The following is a 17,335-nucleotide window of genomic DNA, read 5'->3' as shown; positions in this document are numbered from 1 at the left end:
AGTGCTTTGCTGACGCGCAACTTCTTCGTCTATGGGGTATCATGAACTATGGGACTTACATCAAAACGCGGCACCCCCGCGTCGCCGTCCAACACGACACATAAATCGGGACTTGGGGTGCGCGAAAAACTTGCTGGTGCGTTTTTTCTTGTCGGCTTGATTGCCATTCTTGCTGCATCGGCTTCGGTTTTCTCATTTACCAAATTCGGCAGTCAGCTTGATAAAATTGCCTATGAACAATTGCCACCAATGTTCACAGCACAACAGCTTTCGACCGACAGTGTAAAGGTCGTTGCATCTGCGCCGCGGATGATTGCCGCCACCACACTTGAAGAAGAACAGGTTGTAAAGATCGAGCTTGATATGTTGCTTGACAGCCTGCGCGAGAAGCTTGAAGACCTTGCGCATTCGGGGCTTCCACCCGCATCGCTGTCGCATATCGAAACCAGCGGCAAAAACCTTGCGGACAATCTTGAAGCCCTGCATGACATCACCATCAAACGCTTTGAAGCTGCAAATGAACTCGCAGCAAGTCTTGGTCAGTTCCAACAGCTCGACGGTCGTTTTTCATCGATGCTTAAACCGCTGACCTCGATGTCGGAAAACCAGCTTGCCAGCATTGGTGCGCAGGTGGATGAACTTCGTAAGGCCGGTGCGTATCTCACCAATGATCAATTGGCACAGAGCAAGGATCTTCTGATCAGTCTTGATGACACGATTGCAAGCCGTGCGCCCATTCTTGAGCTTACCAAACTTGGCAGTGACTTGGTCAACACGGTGCTGTCGGCCGCATCCAGTACTGATGATGCCCGTTTGAAAATCACAAGCGTGCAAATCAGAGGCACAATCGGGCAGATCGAAACCTTGATCGAAGGGCTTGAGAACAAGAAACTGAAGGCCTTCTATACCGACCTGATTAATGACATCAAAGTTCTGGCAGTTGGTAACAAAAGCATCCCGACCCAGCGTATGGCCGAACTTGAATTGATCAAAGCACAGGCGGCTATCGTTGCAGAAAGTGCCGGTTACGCGACGGCCATGGAAAGTGGTGTTGATGCGCTTGTCGAAGCCTTGCAAACCGATGTTGATCGTTCTGCCGGGGCTGCCAACACGCTGAACACCCAAAGCACCTATGCCATGTATGGCGTTGGTGCGGCAGCTATTTTCATTCCACTTTTGATCTATGTTGTTTATGTCCGTGGTAATCTGTTGCGCCGTCTGGCCGGTTTGCAGAAAACCATGGTGTCCTTGGCCGAAGGCGACCTTGACGTTGACGTCCCGTCCAAGGGGCGTGATGAAATCGCCGCCATGGGCCGTGCGGTTGACGTGTTTAAGGCAAATGCCACCAAAGTCCGTGACATGCAGGCCGAAGAAGAACGCCTGAACCGTGAACGCAATGAAGCCCTGCGCGATGAACTTCTGGGTCTTGCCGACACGCTTCAAGGTGAAGTCGAAACCGCTGTGAACGAAATCGCCGCCCTTGGCGAACAGCTTCAGGGCGTTTCGGGTCAGATGACCGAAAGTGCGGCCTTGGTCTCAAACCAAAGCGAAGATGTTGCGACGTCTGCCCATGAAGCAACCGGCAATGTTGAAACAGTGGCGGCTGCGACCGAACAGCTTTCGGCATCCAATTCTGAAATCAATCGTCAGATGGCCGAAAGCACGCGGATCTCGAACGACGCCGCACAGCGCGCACAGCACACCAATGAACTGGTTGTCAGCCTGTCACAATCGGCCAGCCGCATTGGCGAAGTGATCGCCCTGATCACGGATATTGCTGAACAAACCAACCTTTTGGCCCTGAACGCAACGATTGAGGCCGCCCGTGCCGGCGATGCTGGCAAAGGCTTTGCTGTTGTTGCCGCCGAGGTCAAAAACCTTGCCAACCAGACCGAAAAAGCGACCGAGGAAATCTCGGGCCAAATTTCCGGTATTCAGAAGGCAACTGGTGAGTCTGTAACCGCAATTGGTGAAATCGGATCAATCATTGATAACCTCAATGAAATTGCCACCACCATCTCGGCTGCGGTTGAGGAACAAGGTGCGGCAACCGATGAAATCACCCGTAACGTCCGTGGTGCTGCCGATCGTACCCGTGCGGTTTCGGCATCGATCACGGAAGTCGCGAATGAAACGGGCCGAACCGGTCAATTGTCCGGTGAAGTTTTGACAACCTCGCAGACCGCATCTGAGAAAGTCAGTGAAATGCGTAACCGTATTTCGACCATTCTTGATGACCTTCGCCAACAGGCCCGTGACCGCGCGGCCTGATACGCTCACTTTGATCACAACAAAGAAGGCCCGCCATTCGTTTGGCGGGCCTTCTTATATTCAAGTACGGATCGACGAGACTTATGCGCTTGGCCAGCTGCCTTTAAGACGTCCGCCGATACGGACCGATTTAATCCGTTTTGCCAAACCGGTTTTATCATCGGTTTCAACAAAGACACCGCACACCGTTGCCGGACCATCCGCCGGTTCAAACCGCCCTGCCGGCATTTTGGTCAGGAATTTACGGACCGAGTTTTCTTTTTTCATACCAATGACAGAATCAAAATCACCGCACATGCCAACATCAGTCTGATAGCCCGTACCATTGGGAAGAATTTGGGCATCAGCGGTTGGAACGTGGGTGTGGGTGCCCAGAACAAGCGAAGCGCGGCCGTCACAATGATGGCCAAATGCCATTTTCTCGGACGTGGTTTCAGCATGGAAATCAAGGATGATCGCATCAACATTCTTGCCAAGCTTATGCTTGGAGAACAGTTTATCAGCACCTTGGAACGGGCATGATAACGGGTCCATAAACAAGCGGCCCATCATGTTGATCACACAGACCTTTTTGCCCGACCTGGTTTTAAACACATAGTCGCCCTTGCCCGGCGTGCCATCGGGGAAGTTCCAGGGACGAAGGAGTTTTTCATCCTCGTCGATATAGGCAATGATTTCGCGTTGATCCCAGACATGGTTGCCCGTGGTCAGCACATCCGCACCCGCCTTATAGAATTCCTGACAGATTTTGGCGGTGACGCCAAATCCGTGGGCTGCGTTTTCAACATTCACCACTGCGATATCAACAGACAAACGATCGCGGAGCATTGGCAATGCATCAAGTGCAGCCGTGCGACCGGTTTGACCCAGAACGTCGCCAAGATGGAGTAAACGCATATTCATTCCTGTGTTTTTACACACCTGAATGCAGGCATGCTTTTATGAGCGCACCCTGTTCAAGGACGCACCGCAAATTGCATTACGCATAAGAAAAGGGGATGTGGTCAAGAAGCGCCAGAACCAATCGTTCTGACAGAGAATAAGCGGGAGCCACCATTGCCGTTGGTCATATGGTAATTCCTCGTGACCTGCGAGTGCAGGTGGGCGCCGTATAACGAGACCACGGCCTCGACAGGGACAGCTCCCTAGAGAAATGAGCATCGGCCCCGGGAATTAGCGAACCTGACGAACAGGGCAGCTCCCTTGGTGCTGGGTTCTTGATTGCCGCGAACGGCACATCGCAAACTGTCAGCGACCGGAACTTAGTCCTCGATTGCGGTAATTTCAAGTAGATTGCATGGATCAAGGCGCAATAGACATCTGCTATGCGCCAATGAAAACGGTGATGAGAGACCCGAACTCGCCGCGCCGACACTTAATCCTTGGCAAGTTTACCGGCGATGGTTTCGATCCGTGCGGCCATGCTTTCAATATTTCCGGCCAATGCATCGCTTTCGACAGCAGAAAGACTACCCGGTTCAGCCGTTGTTTTTTGATCCGTTGCAAGCTGTTCATGGGCATTGCTGAGTTCATCGGCGATCAAAAGACTGGTCATAACCAGAAGGCGTTGCTCGCCAATCTGACCGACAGAATCGGAGATTTCCCTAACCCGTTCATCGACATAGCTCGCAAGCGCATGAATGCGTTCTTCCTGACCGTCATCACATGCGATGTCGTAACTGCGGCCATTAATGCGAATGGAAACCTGTGCCATGGATTATGCCTGTTCCTTTGCGGGTTCTTCGGCAAGAACGAACTTCAGCTGATCGACCGCACCATCAAGGCGGGCCGAAACGGTTTCGGTGGTTTTGGTCAAACGATCATAGTCGGCACGTATCGCAGAAAGCTGCCCACGCAGGGCGTCGACTTCTTCCATATCAGAAACATGAGACTGGCTTTTCTGTTCGATTGCCGACTCCGCGACCGTTTCCAAACGATCCAATGCTGCTTTTAGTCGTTCACTTGCTTGTTGCAGCCGCGACATAGATCACTACCCGATTTTAGCTGTTTATCCGAGGATCACAAACATTCTGGTCTGTGACGAATCACCTGACTGGCCATCAAGCCGATGGATGATGGCATGATAATGGCCGATTTAACATTGGGCATTCTAATCAACAACAGTTTTGCCCTGATTTACCCAAAAGCCACTGCGTCGAAGAAGTCCTTTAACGCTATGAAAACATAGAACCTCAAACAAGGCAGCGTCAACACGCCCCGCAAAAGTCACTTACATTGGATAGATCCGTTAGCCGGATTTAAAGTAAAAGGCGCAGTTTTTCGACAGAAGCGGTTGACGTAAGGCCGCCATAAGGGCATCTTCCGCGCGAATTCCGTTAATATGAAAAAAGTGTTTTCATCGCCCGACCGCGAAACCCCCAGGAACCGCATCAAATGACGACGCAAACAGAACACAACCGCATGGCCAATGCCATCCGCTTCCTTTCGGCCGACGCAGTCGAAAAAGCCAATTCCGGACATCCGGGCATGCCGATGGGCATGGCAGACGTCGCGACTGTTCTTTACAGCAAATTCTTGAAATTCGATCCGAAGCACCCGAACTGGCCGGACCGCGACCGTTTCATCCTGTCCGCAGGTCACGGTTCGATGCTTCTTTATTCGCTTCTGCACCTGACGGGATATGACGATTTCGATCTTGATCAGATCAAGAATTTCCGTCAGATGGGCTACCGCACGGCTGGTCACCCGGAATATGGTCACGGCGCTGGCATCGAAACCACCACTGGCCCGCTCGGTCAGGGTATTGCGACCTCGGTCGGCTTCGCCCTTGGCGAACGCATCATGAATGCCCGTTACGGCAATGACGTTGTTGATCACTTTACCTATGTGATTGCCGGTGACGGTTGCCTGATGGAAGGCATCTCGCAGGAAGCCATTTCGATGGCTGGCCACATGAAACTGTCGAAACTGATCGTTCTGTTTGACGATAACGGCATTTCGATTGATGGCCCGACCTCGCTCTCGACTTCTGAAGATCACACCAAACGCTTTGAAGCAGCTGGTTGGGACGTTCAGGAAATTGACGGTCACGATCCGGTCGCGATTGAAGCCGCAATTGCCAAAGCAAAAACCACCAACACCCCGTCGATGATTGCATGCAAAACCGAGATCGGTTTTGGCGCACCGACCAAAGGTGGCACGTCGGCAACGCACGGTTCCCCGCTTGGGGCCGAAGAACTTGCCGGTGCCCGTAAAAAGCTTGGCTGGACTTCCGAGCCGTTCGATATCCCCGCTGACGTTCAGGACGCATGGAATGCCGTTGGCGCACGTGGTGCCGACGACTTCAAAGCTTGGGGCGCACGGTTTGATGGTCTTGAAGCTGGTCTGAAAGACGAGTTCGAACGCCGCGTTGAAGGCAAACTTCCGGAAAACTGGATTGAAGTTTTCAACGACTATAAAAAGCAGATCACTGCTGAGCTGCCGAAAGTCGCAACCCGGAAATCTTCGCAGAACGTTCTTGAAGTTCTGACCAAAGCGATCCCGGAAATGATCGGTGGTTCTGCCGATCTGACCGGCTCGAACAACACCAAGACCGGCGTTCAGGCACCCATCACCGCTGATGGCGGCTATGAAGGTGCATATATCTATTACGGTATCCGTGAACACGGCATGGCAGCAGCCATGAACGGTTTGGCCCTGCATGGCGGCGTTCTGCCATATGGCGGCACCTTCCTGGTCTTTACCGATTACTGCCGCCCGGCGATCCGTTTGTCTGCTTTGATGAACCAGCGCGTTGTTTACGTTATGACCCACGATTCGATCGGTCTTGGCGAAGATGGCCCGACCCACCAGCCGGTCGAACATGTCGCAGCACTTCGCGCCATGCCGAACGTTACCGTGGTTCGCCCGGCCGATGCGGTTGAAACCGCCGAAGCATGGGCAATGGCAATCACCAATGAAAGCGGTCCGACCGTTCTGGCCCTGACCCGTCAGAACCTGCCGACCCTTCGTACCGAATACCGCGAAGACAACCTTGTCGCACGCGGCGGTTATGTGATTTCCGATTGTGATGGTGATCGTCAGGTCACCCTGATCGCGACGGGTTCCGAAGTCGAAATCGCTGTTGACGCGCAGGCCAAGCTGAAAGCTGATGGCATCAATGCTGCTGTCGTTTCGCTGCCAAGCTGGGAATTGTTTGACGCCCAGTCACCAGAATATCGCAAAGAAGTTCTGGGCAGTGTTCCGCGCGTTGCCATCGAAGCACTTTCGGTCTTCGGTTGGGAAAAATACGTTGGCGATAACGGCAAGGTTATCGGCATGCATGGTTTTGGTGCCTCGGCGCCTGCCCCGGTTCTTTACGAGCATTTCGGCATCACTGCCCAGGCGCTGGTTAAAGCAGCCAAGGAACTGGTTTAATTTACAGGGCCGGATCGGTAACATGCCGATCCGGCCTTTTTTCTATGGGTTTGAACCCTAAGCCGTGATTGGTACTCCCCAGGTAGCAATCAGTATAATTTTGGAGGGATGAATGGCTATTCGCGTAGCGATTAATGGTTTTGGCCGTATCGGCCGTCTGGTTCTGCGTTCTATCGTTGAAAGCGGTCGTACCGACGTTGAAGTTGTTGCCATCAACGATTTGGGTGACGTCAACACCAACGCACATCTTCTCAAATATGATTCCGTTCATGGCGTTCTTGCCAATGACGTCAAAGCCGAAGGCGACGATCTGGTCATTGACGGCAAAGCGATCAAAGTTTGCTCCGAGCGTGACCCGGCGAACCTGCCGTGGGCAGCCCTGAATGTTGACATCGCATTTGAATGTACCGGTATCTTCCTTGACGAAGCCGGTGCAGGCAAACACCTGACCGCAGGTGCCAAACGCGTTCTGATTTCCGCCCCGGCAAAGGGTGATATCAAAACCGTTGTTTACGGTGTTAACAGCGACACGCTGAGCGCATCTGATGTGATCGTTTCGAACGCATCTTGCACCACGAACTGCCTTGCACCTGTTGCAGACGTTCTGAACAAGACCGTTGGCATCACCAAGGGCTTCATGACCACCGTTCACGCCTTTACCGGCGATCAGAACACCGTGGACAGCCTGCATAAAGACATGCGCCGTGCGCGTTCGGCATCGCTTTCGATGATCCCGACCTCGACCGGTGCAGCCAAGGCTGTTGGTCTTGTTCTGCCGGAACTGAATGGCAAGCTTGACGGTACTTCGGTTCGTGTTCCGACCCCGAATGTCTCGATGATCGATCTGACCTTTGTTGCCGGTCGTGACACCACAGTTGATGAAATCAATGCTGCGATCAAAGAAGCCGCGAACGGCCCGCTTAAAGGCGTTCTTGGCGTTTGCGACGAGCCGCTGGTTTCGATTGATTTCAATCACAACCCGAACAGCTCGACCTTTGATGTCACCCAGACTCAGGTTATCGGCGGCAACTTCGTTCGTATCCTGTCTTGGTATGATAACGAATGGGGCTTCTCGAACCGTATGAGCGACACCGCCGTTGCCATGGCGAAGTTCCTCTAAGCTTCGGCTGATCCAAACCTTTGCGAAGTGCCCGAAGTATTCCTGCTTCGGGCACTTTTCTTTTCCGGACCAATCGGTCACTGTTTCATTCGACAATTCTAATCCAGACACACAGGAGCCCGGCCGTGAGCCTTTTGTTCAAGGAACTTGATTACCGGCCAACCCCGATGGGTGTTCTGAGCCTGCGCCGCCGGCGTGAGCTTAGCCTTGATATCGATGTTTACGAGATCAAGCTGGATGAAGAATATCTGATGTCGAGCCTGTTTACCGATGCCGAGATTGCCCTTGCCGATCTGGGACTGGCGGAACTTGACCGTGAAAACCTTGATGTTGTCGTTGGCGGCCTGGGCCTAGGCTATACCGCCAAAGCCGCCCTTGATAATCCCAAGACCGGCAAACTGACCGTGCTTGATACCCTGCCAGAAGTCATTGAATGGCATCAACAAGGGTTACTGCCGCTTGGCGAGCAACTTTCAAATGATCCGCGCTGTGCGCTTGTGCATGGGGATTTCTTTGGTGCGTCGCTTTCCGACGTGCCGGGCATGAACCCCGGCGCGCCCGATAAGAAACATGACGCGATCTTGCTCGATGTTGATCATTCGCCGGGCAATGTTTTGCACGAAGATCACAAGCGCCTTTACACCAAGGATGGCCTTGCAAAACTGGCAAGCCATCTTGTGCCGGGTGGGATTTTTGCCCTGTGGTCGACCGAAATGCCCGAACCATGGTTTGAAGAAAATCTGGCAAGTGCGTTTGACACCATCCGGGCGGACGTTATTACCTTTAAGCATCCATTGATTGACCGTGAAGACATCAACACGGTTTATGTCGCGCGCACCCATTCTTAAAGCAGGCTCGGGCTTAGGCTTTGCCATGACAGACCTTTCCGATCAGATCATTCGCATTCATGGCATCAAAGGTGCCAGATCGGCCTGCCGTGTTATGGCAAAACGGCCCTTTATCCTGCTATCCCCTGAAAATGCCGCCCTGACCCACGGGGCGCAATGGTTTGGCGATCTGGTCAAACTGGTACGGGCTGAATTCCCAACTGTAGCGTTTCGCACCATTCTTGATTGCCGGGGAAGATTATCTGGCGCATTGGCCGCCATCGAAATCGGGATTGATGGCGTGATCATTGATCCCCTGCCCCCGACACACCACGATCAGAAAGATCGCCTGTCAGACCTTGGCCGCCAATCCGGTTGCGTTATTTACGACGACCTTTCGGCCTTGGCTGAAATCTTTGAGATGGCAGATCATATGCTGCCGGACACCGAATTGGATCGCCGCCTGCAAATCCACCTGGCAAGCTTGGGCAAAGCCTAGCTGCCGACCGTCATGATGCTCGGCAATTGCCAAATGCTGTGGCAAAGGGTACATAACGGACAGGAAATCATCAGGAATTATCATTGTGAACGCTGACGAACTTGCAGGTCTTTATCTTCTGACCCCGCCAAAAATCGAACTCGCTTCTTTTAGCGAACAGCTTAAGTCCGTTCTTGATACAGGTGCGGTCGACTGCCTGCAGTTGCGCCTTAAAGACGTCAGCGACGATGAAATCCGCAAGGCGATTGATGCCATCCTGCCGCTGTGCAGTGATCGCGATATTCCGCTTATCCTGAATGACCGCCCTGACCTTGCCAAAAAATCCGGCTGCGACGGTGTTCATGTCGGCGAAGACGATGCCAGCTATGACGATGCCCGCGCCATCATGGGCGATGAACATATTGTCGGTGTATCGTGCTATGACAGCCGCCACCGGGCTATGATCCTTGGCGAAAAAGGTGCGGATTACGTCGCCTTTGGCGCATTTTATCCCACCCAGACCAAAGAAGCCAAAACCAGCGTCACCCCGGAAATTCTTGAAATCTGGACAACATTCACAACGGTTCCTTGCGTTGCGATTGGCGGGATTACGGCCGAAAACCTTGCTCCGATTGTGCTGGCAGGTGCCGATTTCATCGCGGTGACCGGTAGTGTCTGGAACCATCCGGATGGTCCTAACGCTGGCGCGCGGGCGATCAAGGCGGCGATTGCTGCGACCGAAATCTGATCAATATCGGCTGGATCATCCGGCAAAACATTTGACCGCACAGATATTTGCCCGAAGCCATGCGCGAATGACGGGGTGTTATGCGCGATATCCCTGATCAATCTGCTTGCAGCAAAACAGGCAAACTGGTACTTAACGCTCCTTAAATGGGGCAAGTGCCCCTTATTGCATTGTGAATCTGTGATCTGAAAGAACGGTTGGTGCCATGAAAATCAACGGCAACGAAATCCGTCCGGGTAACCTTATCGAACATAAAGGTGCCCTGTGGCGTGCGGTAAAATGCCAGGCTGTCAAGCCGGGTAAAGGCGGTGCTTTTAATCAGGTTGAACTTAAAGACATTCGTAACGGCACCAAGCTGAACGAGCGTTTCCGTGCATCGGAAACCGTCGAAAAGATTCGTCTTGAGCAGAAAGAATACACCTACCTGTTCGCCGATGGTGACATGATCACCTTCATGGACAGCGAAACGTACGAGCAGATCACAGTCAATGCCGAACTGGTCGGCGAGCCAGCAGTTTATCTTCAGGACAATATGGTTGTAACCATCGAATCCTTTGAAGATGAGCCACTTGCCGTGACCCTGCCCGAGCATGTTGTCTTCCGCATTGTTGAAGCCGACGCTGTGGTCAAAGGTCAGACCCAGTCTTCTTCTTTCAAACCTGCTGTTCTTGAGAACGGTGTTCGTGTGATGGTGCCCCCGCATATTGAATCGGGTACGCGCATCGTCGTGAATACTGTTGAAGGCACCTATCTTGAGCGTGCCAAGGACTAAAGGCATTTCTGCCTTCAGGTTCTCGTTTTTTTTAATTCAAACACCGGGAGATATGCCGTGCGAGGCGCCGCCCGTCGTTCTGCAAATATCAACGTCATGTACAAGGCTGTCGAAAAGGCAGCCTATGGACTGAAACGCGACTTCGGTGAAGTCGAAAACCTTCAGGTTTCGATGAAAGGCCCGGCAGATTTCGTATCTGCGGCGGATCATCGTGCCGAAAAACGCCTGCGTGAAGAGCTTGAGCGTGCCCGTCCAGGGTATGGCTTCCTTATGGAAGAAGGCGGCGAGATCAAGGGGACCGATCCGGAACATCGCTGGATCATTGACCCGCTTGATGGCACCACCAACTTCCTGCACGGCATTCCGCATTTTGCCATTTCCGTTGCCCTGCAAAAGGGTGACGAAATCATTGCTGGCATGATCTATGACGTTGCCAAGGATGAATGCTTCTGGGCAGAAAAAGGCGTTGGCGCGTTTCTTGACAACCGTCGCCTGCGTGTTTCGGGCCGTCGCCGTCTGAACGAATGTGTTCTGGCCTGTGGCGTTCCACACCTTGCCCATGGTGATCATGCTGTTTTCGAAAAGCAGCTCCATTCGGTCATGGACCGTTGTGCAGGCGTTCGTCGTATGGGTGCAGCCGCACTTGATATGGCCTATGTCGCAGCGGGCCGTTATGACGGTTATTGGGAATCTCACCTCAATGCGTGGGACATTGCAGCAGGTCTTGTGATTGTTGCCGAAGCAGGCGGTTATGTCCGCGATGCCAAAGGCGGCACCAACATGCTTGGTACCGGCAGCGTCGTTGCAGCCAACGACTACATCCAGCCAGTACTTGCGAAAACGCTAAAGAAAGCAGTCACGGACTAACATCCCGCTTTTGTTACCGTTTTTTGAAAGGGGCGCTTCGGAATTTACCGAAGCGCCCCTTTTGCTTTATCGGTCAAAGCGGTTGTCCATTATCTGTCTCTAAGCTATGGTGCATGGTACTGCGTTGCCCGAGAGCGGACACGCAGACTACAGGGGGGGCATTCGATAAATATGCGAGTGCCTAACGATCGACACAAAACTGTGTGAAATAGAAAAACGTTGTAAAAGCGATTTCAAACACAGGGTATTAAGGGGCCTGCGATTTGATGAAGGGGTATTCCAAGATTTCGGTGCTTGCGATGACAGCGGCACTGGGAACCACTGCGGTCTTTGGCAGTGATGCGTCTGCACAACAATACTCCCCCGTTTCAGTTGACAATAGCGTTCAGGTGAACTGGGACGTCGCAGACGGTGTCGGCGGACAACCGACTGTTCCGCAATATCTTTCTTCAAACGTTTCGCGCGATCACATCGTGATGCCCGGCGGAGATTTGATCTTCCCCGAAGTAAAGCCGCGATCAACTTTCCTTGCCAATGACCAATTCGCCGATGCAAGCACATTGGGCGGATATGAAGGTGATTTTGAAACCGTTGTCATTGATGGGGCAAGTGGCGGCAGCACCTTCCCGACCCAATCAGAATTTTATGGCGTGTCCGGTGCGCCAAGCGGTGGTTACGAGGCCGCAGTTGCAATGGATGATGGTGCAAACCAGACCATTGCCCTTCGTCAGCCCGAACCGGCATCTGCCCCCCGCAACAAACCAGTGGCCCCTGCGGTCGCGGCCAGCAGTGCAAGCACCAGCAGTTCGGCAAATGCGCCGACACCGCTGAGCAAACCAGAACCTGCCCCGGCACCCGCACCTGTGATGGCCGAAGCCGCACCGGAACCGGTTGCAGCACCGGCCCCGGCAGCAGAAACGGCTGAAATGGTCGAGCCGCCGAAGGCACCGCCGCTGATGTCCGAAGAAAGCAAAGCGCCTGCGGCCCCTGCCGCACCGATCGTTGAACCGATTGCCAATGCCAATGAAGTGGCACCTGCACCAACACCGGCACCCGATACAACACAATCCGCACCATCAATGGCAGAAGCCGCACCGGAACCAAAGGCCGCACCGGCCCCGGAACCAGTTGCACCAACTGCTGAAGAAGCCTCCATCCCGCCTGCGGCAACCGCACCGGAACCGATGCCTTCACTGGGGGCAGATGAATACAGCCTTGGTTTCGCAGCCGACAGCTTTGAGCTGAGCAATGCGGCAAAGAGCGAGCTTAATCAGGTCATTTCGGCCATGAACAAAGATGACAGCCTTCGCATTCAGCTTCAGGCCTATGCCCAAGGTGATGGTGCCAATGCTTCCAAGGCGCGTCGTCTGTCCTTGTCGCGTGCGCTTCAGGTCCGTTCCTATCTGATCGATCAGGGTGTGCGTTCTACGCGCATTGATGTTCGTGCCTTGGGCGCGAATGTTCCGTCCGGCCCGGCAGATCGCGTCGATATCAAAACCGTTCAACGCTAGGATTTATCCGTCATGAGCAGTCATTCGGCAAATGGCGCAGGCACACACCTGCCTATTACCAAACCCGGAAGTTATCTGACACGGATGGCCGTGTTCGTCGTGATTATCTTTGGGGTTGGCGCCCTGCTGTTCCCGACCCTATCGGGCGCCTTTATGGCCAATGCTGTTCTAAACGGTTTGATCCTTGGCGTTTTTGTCGTTGGGGTTATTTACACCTTCCGCATGGCGGCAAGCCTGTCGCCGGAAGTCACCTGGATCGAAGATTTCCGCCGGTCGCGCCCTGGCCTGACATCACAGGTTCCGCCGAAACTTCTGGCGCCGATGGCCAGCATGATGGCCGAACAGCGCCGCGACCGTCCGCAACTTTCGACCATGTCGACCCGAACCATCCTTGACTCCATTCGGTCGCGCCTTGATGAAAGCCGCGAATTGTCGCGCTATGTCGTTGGGCTTCTGGTGTTTCTTGGCCTGCTTGGTACGTTCTGGGGACTTTTACAGACCGTCAATTCGGTCGCCGGTGTCATCAGCAACGTCAATGTCGGCAGCGGATCGAACATGGACCTTTGGTTCTCGGAACTTAAAACCGGTCTTGCCGAACCGCTTGGTGGCATGGGAACTGCGTTTTCATCCTCGCTGTTTGGTCTTGCCGGGTCGCTTGCCCTTGGTTTGCTCGATATGCAGGCCGGTCAGGCGCAAAACCGGTTCTTTAACGACCTTGAAGAATGGCTTTCAAGCTTTACCCGTCTGGGTTCGGGCAGCGCGGTTGGCGACGGGGAACAGTCGGTTCCGGCTTATCTTTCGGCCCTGATTGAACAGATGGCCGATAATATGGAAGGGTTGCAAAACTCGATCCAGCGATCTGAAAGTTCACAGATTAAATCACACAATACGCTGATTGATCTGGCCGATAAGCTGTCCACCCTGACCGATCAGATGAAGGCCGAACAACAATTGATGGTGAAACTGGCCGAAAACCAGATGCACCTTAAGCCGGTTCTTGATCAGCTGGCGGATTCCATGAAAATGGGCAGCTTCGGGATTGATGATAACACCCGTGCGCATATCCGTTCGCTTGATAACCAGCTTGGACGTATTGGCGAAGAGCTTACCAGCGGACGCCAGCAATCCACACAGGAAATCAGAAGCGAAATCAAACTTCTAGCCCGTACCATCGCCGCCATCGCCGAGGAGGGCTGATCGCATGATCGGGCTTTCGCGCCGTCGCAATCGCGATGTAAATACATGGCCGGGCTTTGTTGATGCGCTGGCAACGCTTTTGATGGTGATCATCTTTCTTCTGATGATCTTTGTCATTGCACAGGTCTATCTGGGCGCTGCCCTTTCGGGCCGTGACGAGGCCTTAAGTGATTTAACCGCACAGGTAAATGAACTGACCAGCCTTCTGTCACTGGAACGCGGGAACAATCAACGGATGGAACTGGAACTGACCCAGTTAACCACCGAGCTTTCCAATACCAGTGATCAGCGCGATGACCTTAAAGCGCGTGCAGCCGCCCTCGCGACCCAGCTTGCCGATGCGCAATTGTCTGCCGACGATATCGAGAAAAAGCTTCTTGCTGCCCTTGCCTCCCTTGAAAACAAGGAAGCCGAGCTTTCCGAACTGCGCGATAACAGCGAAGACAAAATTGCCGATCAGGACACCCGCATTGCGGAGCTATCCGCCCTTTTGGCATCGCGTGCGGCAGAATTGGAAGATCAGAAAAACCTGAGTGCAGAAGCACAGGCACAGGTCGCAGCACTTAATCAGCAGATGCTTGCCTTGCGTCAGCAGCTTGCCCGTATTGAGGCCGCGCTTGAAACGTCCGAGCGTGAAAACGAAGATCAAGCTGCCCAGATCGTCAATCTTGGCAACCGCCTGAATGCCGCCCTTGCCACCAAGGTTGCCGAGTTGCAGCGCTATCGTTCGGAATTCTTTGGTCGCCTGCGCGAAGTTCTTGGTGATCGTCAGGATATCCGGGTTGTCGGGGATCGCTTTGTTTTCCAGTCCGAAGTTCTGTTTGGATCCGGCTCAGCCGATCTTGGCGAAGGTGGTCAGGAACAATTGGCCAAGCTTGGCGATACGCTCAAAACCATTTCGGCTGAAATCCCAGATGATATTGATTGGGTGATGCGGGTCGACGGGCATACCGACAAGGTGCCAATCCGCAACCTAAAATTCGCGTCAAACTGGGAACTTTCAGCCGCGCGCGCGATTTCGGTGGTTAAATTCCTGATCGACCGCGGCGTTCCGCCAAATCGTCTGGTTGCCGCAGGGTTTGGTGAATACCAACCGCTTGATAACCGCGACGACGAAATCGCCTATCGTCGCAACCGGCGTATCGAATTCAAGATCACCGAACGGTAGGGCACCCTGCCATAGATTTCTTAACGGCACCCAATATGGGTGCCGTTTTCGTTTTGGCCCCACCGCAACCACTTGGGAACCCGTCAGGAAGAATTAGGAACCAATCACCCCCCGGCACGTTGGAGGGGAAGGAGCCTTTCAGCAAAAGGAGGCCTCGATGACGATCCTAAGAACCCGTTGCGAAACAGTCGGCGTATTTCACGATCTCTCTGCTTTGCAAAAGGCAGCAGAAGACCTTGGCAATTCTGGTTTCAAGCAGACCGAGCTTAGCCTGCTTACGACCGAAAGCACGATTGAAGACAAACTTGGCCATATCTACAGCAAGGCTGAGGACATCGAAAACGATCCTAACATGCCGCCATTGGCCTATACGACACCGACACCGATCGGCAATGCCGAAGGTGCCCTTGTTGGTGCGCCCATGTATGCCGCGGCTTTTGGTGCCGCCGGTGCTGTGATTGCGGCGGGCGGTCCGATCGCCCTTACCATTTCTGCAATCATCGGTGCGGGTGGCGTTGGTGCCGCAGCAGGTGGTGTGATTGCCGCGATCATTGGCAAACGATATTCCAGTGAATTACAAACCGAACTCGATCAGGGCGGCTTGCTTCTTTGGGTGCAAACCCCTGACGCAACATCCGAAGACCGCGCAAAAAATGTTCTTACCCGGCATCAGGCCCAGTTGATCGGCACCCACAAAGTGGCGAACTCCCATACCAAGGGCGACATGCTTTAACGCCCTGCCCGATCCACATCTTTCATCAATCAACAATTTGCAAAAACAGCCCCCGGAAAATGGGGCTGTTTTTGCATTTTCCTGCACCATTTAAGGTAGAATTTCCCGACCACAAGAAACATAATCACTTTGTGAAAACAAAGAACCGAACAAGGTGGGACATGTTTATCAAAGCATTATCAACAATTGGACTGACTTTGTCGCTTGCTGGATGCGTCACCGGTCAGGGCACGACCGATGCCGGTGGTCGTTCGATCAGCCTCGAAAGCCGGGGAAGCTTTCAACCCCAAGAAAGCCGTTTCAACACGTTTAAATTTCTCAAACCATCGCGTGAATATGTAACCGAATCAGAAGAACGCGATAACGGGCAAGGCTGGAATGAGGATGTAAAATGGGAAGATGAGAGATATTTCTTTGCCATCCAGTACATCAATACAGCTTGGTTTTCGACGCGTACCGAGGCCCGTATGCTTGAAGTCGAACAGTTTAAACGGCTTGCCAACGCTTACCAAATTGCAGATTTGAACTTTGTCCAAATTGATCAGGTTTCCCCGCGTGTTAAAGGATGGATCGCATCGAACGGGAAATGTTCAGCCGGGCTTTTTGCCAAACGTTTCAAAGGCCTGTCACCTTATGATAATGATCGCGGCGCGTCCGATGCGGTTGTCAGCTTTGCCGGATGTAGTCAATTTGCCGCATCCGTCGAAGAAATCATGCAGGGCATTGATTTGATGACGGATGAGGAAGAAGCAAAACTTGCAGTCACATACGCCGAAATTGGCACGCTGAACGAACCCGCATCCGCCCGCACAGGCATAACAGAAGAACTCAGCATCTTAACAGGAAGCTGGGATGGCGTTTCCGAAAGCCTGTCAGGTGATGTTCGGAAAAAGGGTGCTGCACAGATCGAGTTTTCCTTCACGATCCCGGAAACCAAAGCCGATTGTGTCGGGACGGCTGTGACATCAAGCATGTCCGATCTTACCGGAACGTGGAAGCTTAATTGCGATGACGGATCAAGTGCCGATGGCATCTGGACCAACCGCGAAACACAACCCTTCATCGCAAGCGGATCAGATAGCAAGAAACGTCCTGTGTCGTTCAAACTTCAATCCTGATCTTTGCGTCCCAAAACCAGAATTTGGCAAATGCTATGCCCCGCAGGCTATCACCTGCGGGGCTTTGATTTTTTCTGGTGAGAACAAAGACTTCCGGGTAGGGTCGGAGATATCGCCACCCAGATCATTTTTCGCAAAATCTCGATAC

16 protein-coding genes and 1 other RNA gene are annotated in these 17,335 nt (G+C 53.2%); 13 read left to right on the top strand and 4 right to left on the bottom strand.

All coding sequences use genetic code 11. The annotated features are described in order from the left end of the window. The first annotated feature begins 48 nt into the window (after positions 1 to 48). Positions 49 to 2,271 carry a methyl-accepting chemotaxis protein gene (locus tag ACQ0MK_RS04495; protein WP_430475003.1) on the top strand — a complete coding sequence of 741 codons (2,223 nt, stop codon included), beginning with the start codon at positions 49 to 51 and terminating at the stop codon, positions 2,269 to 2,271. An 81-nt stretch (positions 2,272 to 2,352) separates the two neighbouring features. On the opposite strand, the gene ACQ0MK_RS04490 is transcribed toward ACQ0MK_RS04495, so the two are convergent. From ACQ0MK_RS04490 to ACQ0MK_RS04475, 4 genes are all read right to left on the bottom strand, one after another. Continuing rightward, positions 2,353 to 3,168, bottom strand: coding sequence for a TIGR00282 family metallophosphoesterase (locus ACQ0MK_RS04490; RefSeq protein ID WP_430475002.1), 816 nt, complete (start codon positions 3,166 to 3,168; stop codon positions 2,353 to 2,355). A 146-nt stretch (positions 3,169 to 3,314) separates the two neighbouring features. Further along, positions 3,315 to 3,475: non-coding RNA, 6S RNA (gene ssrS, locus ACQ0MK_RS04485), on the bottom strand. A 171-nt stretch (positions 3,476 to 3,646) separates the two neighbouring features. Then, positions 3,647 to 3,985, bottom strand: a complete 339-nt coding sequence (locus ACQ0MK_RS04480; RefSeq protein WP_430475001.1) for a cell division protein ZapA — start codon at positions 3,983 to 3,985, stop codon at positions 3,647 to 3,649. 3 nt (positions 3,986 to 3,988) lie between these two features. Next, positions 3,989 to 4,255: a hypothetical protein gene (locus ACQ0MK_RS04475; protein WP_350043826.1), complete on the bottom strand. Its 267-nt coding sequence runs from the start codon at positions 4,253 to 4,255 to the stop codon at positions 3,989 to 3,991. 410 nt (positions 4,256 to 4,665) lie between these two features. Here ACQ0MK_RS04475 and tkt point away from each other — a divergent pair, with 410 nt between their 5' ends. The 12 genes from tkt (at position 4,666) to ACQ0MK_RS04415 (ending at position 17,187) form a co-directional block, all read left to right on the top strand. Next, a complete protein-coding gene (gene tkt / locus ACQ0MK_RS04470) occupies positions 4,666 to 6,648 on the top strand; it encodes a transketolase (protein ID WP_430475000.1) in 1,983 nt (660 codons plus the stop codon). Positions 6,649 to 6,760: 112 nt separating this feature from the next. Then, positions 6,761 to 7,768: a type I glyceraldehyde-3-phosphate dehydrogenase gene (gene gap, locus ACQ0MK_RS04465; protein ID WP_350043828.1), complete on the top strand. Its 1,008-nt coding sequence runs from the start codon at positions 6,761 to 6,763 to the stop codon at positions 7,766 to 7,768. A gap of 125 nt (positions 7,769 to 7,893) precedes the next feature. Next, the gene (locus ACQ0MK_RS04460) at positions 7,894 to 8,616 is read left to right on the top strand and encodes a spermidine synthase (RefSeq protein WP_430474999.1); all 723 of its coding nucleotides are present in this window, start codon (positions 7,894 to 7,896) and stop codon (positions 8,614 to 8,616) included. Positions 8,617 to 8,641: 25 nt separating this feature from the next. Then, the gene (locus ACQ0MK_RS04455; protein WP_430474998.1) at positions 8,642 to 9,094 is read left to right on the top strand and encodes a hypothetical protein; all 453 of its coding nucleotides are present in this window, start codon (positions 8,642 to 8,644) and stop codon (positions 9,092 to 9,094) included. Between the two features lie 85 nt (positions 9,095 to 9,179). Beyond that, a complete protein-coding gene (thiE, locus tag ACQ0MK_RS04450) occupies positions 9,180 to 9,821 on the top strand; it encodes a thiamine phosphate synthase (protein ID WP_350043831.1) in 642 nt (213 codons plus the stop codon). A 205-nt stretch (positions 9,822 to 10,026) separates the two neighbouring features. Continuing rightward, positions 10,027 to 10,593 carry an elongation factor P gene (efp, locus tag ACQ0MK_RS04445; protein ID WP_350043832.1) on the top strand — a complete coding sequence of 189 codons (567 nt, stop codon included), beginning with the start codon at positions 10,027 to 10,029 and terminating at the stop codon, positions 10,591 to 10,593. A gap of 57 nt (positions 10,594 to 10,650) precedes the next feature. Beyond that, positions 10,651 to 11,460 (top strand): inositol monophosphatase family protein, encoded by an 810-nt coding sequence (locus ACQ0MK_RS04440; protein WP_350043833.1) that lies wholly within the window; start codon positions 10,651 to 10,653, stop codon positions 11,458 to 11,460. A gap of 266 nt (positions 11,461 to 11,726) precedes the next feature. Next, the gene (locus tag ACQ0MK_RS04435) at positions 11,727 to 12,971 is read left to right on the top strand and encodes an OmpA family protein (RefSeq protein ID WP_430474997.1); all 1,245 of its coding nucleotides are present in this window, start codon (positions 11,727 to 11,729) and stop codon (positions 12,969 to 12,971) included. A 12-nt stretch (positions 12,972 to 12,983) separates the two neighbouring features. Then, on the top strand, positions 12,984 to 14,168 hold the full coding sequence (locus tag ACQ0MK_RS04430; RefSeq protein WP_350047065.1) for a flagellar motor protein MotA: 1,185 nt from the start codon (positions 12,984 to 12,986) through the stop codon (positions 14,166 to 14,168). 4 nt (positions 14,169 to 14,172) lie between these two features. Then, the gene (locus tag ACQ0MK_RS04425) at positions 14,173 to 15,336 is read left to right on the top strand and encodes a peptidoglycan -binding protein (RefSeq protein WP_350043836.1); all 1,164 of its coding nucleotides are present in this window, start codon (positions 14,173 to 14,175) and stop codon (positions 15,334 to 15,336) included. Between the two features lie 157 nt (positions 15,337 to 15,493). Then, entirely contained in the window at positions 15,494 to 16,069 is a 576-nt protein-coding gene (locus tag ACQ0MK_RS04420; RefSeq protein WP_430474996.1) for a hypothetical protein, read from the top strand. Between the two features lie 161 nt (positions 16,070 to 16,230). Continuing rightward, positions 16,231 to 17,187, top strand: coding sequence for a hypothetical protein (locus ACQ0MK_RS04415; protein WP_430474995.1), 957 nt, complete (start codon positions 16,231 to 16,233; stop codon positions 17,185 to 17,187). The last annotated feature ends 148 nt before the right edge of the window (positions 17,188 to 17,335 follow it).

The organism is Thalassospira lucentensis (assembly GCF_050516545.1).
GTDB lineage: Bacteria > Pseudomonadota > Alphaproteobacteria > Rhodospirillales > Thalassospiraceae > Thalassospira > Thalassospira lucentensis_C.
This window is presented reverse-complemented; position numbering and strand designations above follow the sequence as displayed.